Here is a 1,280-nt window from a genome sequence, read left to right on the forward strand (position 1 = left end):
ATCGGCACCTTCGAGATGCAGGCGCGGCTCGACTACGTGACCGCGCCGGTCACCGCCGAGGACGCCGTGCTGCGCGCGACCGTGGTCAACTCCACGACGCATACGCTGCCGCCGGGCCGCGCCTCTCTCTTCCATGACGGCGACTTCGTCGGCGCGACCGCCCTGGAACCGTGGGCTCCGGAGGAGGAGCGCGAACTGGCCCTGGGCGTCGACGACCGCGTACGCGTGGAGCGGGAGCTCACCAAGCGCAGCGCCTCCAAGGCGACCCTGGGCAGCACTCGCCGGACCGAGACGGAGTACGAGATCCGGGTGGCCAACCATGCGGACCGCGCGATCACGGTCACCGTCCTCGACCAGGTCCCCGTCACCCGGGACGGCGCGATCACGGTCAAGGAGACGATCGCCGAGCCCACCCCGGCCGAGCGCTCCGACCTCGGCGTACTCACCTGGAAGCTGGCCCTGGCCCCGCAGGGCACGGCGAAGATCCGGTTCGGCGTACGCGTCGAGGCCGCCAAGGGTGTGGAGATCGCGGGCTGGCGGGACTAGCCCAGGGCTCAGCTCGCCTGGGCGATCCGGATGAGGACGAAGAACACGGCGGCGATCACGAGGATCATGATGAACGCCTGCCGGGTGTGCGACATGAATCCACTGAAGGCGGCCTTCTTGGCCGCCTTCGCCTTGGGTACGCCCGCCTTGGCGCCACGCCAGCCGCTCTGGGCCCCCTTCAGCCGAACCCAGCGGGCACCCATGAGCATGCCCAGACCCAACCCAATGGCGACGAAGACGACCGCGCCCTCCTTCATGGACACGAAGGTAACGGCGCGCTCACCCGGCGTATATCGGACGATTGTGCTATTGCGTTCAGGCGGGCCATTTCCCGGTGAGCCGGCGGAAGCTCTGCGCGCCCCCACGGTCGACGGCCGCCTTGACGACGGCGAAGATCGCGCCCTGCACCGCCGCCGCGAGCAGGATCTCCGGCCAGTGGCTGCCCTCATCGGTCGCCTTGGGCGCGTCGGGTTCGCCGGAGGCGAGCCGCCAGACCTGCTTGAACGCAATGCCGGCGAGTACGCCCGCCAACGCGCCGCCGATGAGGCCCACCGGCTTGTACATGATCTTGTTCGCGTTCATGCCCTGCTCGTTCCCGGTTGATCTAGGCGAGAAACGGTCACCGGGGCAGCCATTTCTGGCTCTCCACCGACATGTGTGGGTAGCTGATGTGTCGTAACGCAGCGCACGCCGTTGCTGCTCCTACGTTCTGAGGTGTCTAGATCTCGAGCGGA

Annotated in this window: 3 protein-coding genes; 1 reads left to right on the plus strand and 2 read right to left on the minus strand. The window is 68.4% G+C overall.

All coding sequences use genetic code 11. The annotated features are described in order from the left end of the window. Positions 1-546: DUF4139 domain-containing protein (locus AB0M47_RS42765; RefSeq protein WP_363424784.1), on the plus strand; the 546-nt coding region annotated here is incomplete at its 5' end. Between the two features lie 8 nt (positions 547-554). Here AB0M47_RS42765 and AB0M47_RS42770 read toward each other — a convergent pair. Together AB0M47_RS42770 and AB0M47_RS42775 are read right to left on the minus strand one after the other, a co-directional pair. Then, the gene (locus AB0M47_RS42770) at positions 555-803 is read right to left on the minus strand and encodes a hypothetical protein (protein WP_363424786.1); all 249 of its coding nucleotides are present in this window, start codon (positions 801-803) and stop codon (positions 555-557) included. A gap of 58 nt (positions 804-861) precedes the next feature. Continuing rightward, complete coding sequence (locus AB0M47_RS42775) at positions 862-1,128, minus strand: DUF4235 domain-containing protein (protein WP_363424789.1); 267 nt, start codon at positions 1,126-1,128, stop codon at positions 862-864. Positions 1,129-1,280 lie beyond the last annotated feature (152 nt).

This window comes from Hamadaea sp. NPDC051192 (assembly GCF_040682475.1).
Taxonomy (GTDB): Bacteria; Actinomycetota; Actinomycetes; order Mycobacteriales; family Micromonosporaceae; genus Hamadaea; species Hamadaea flava.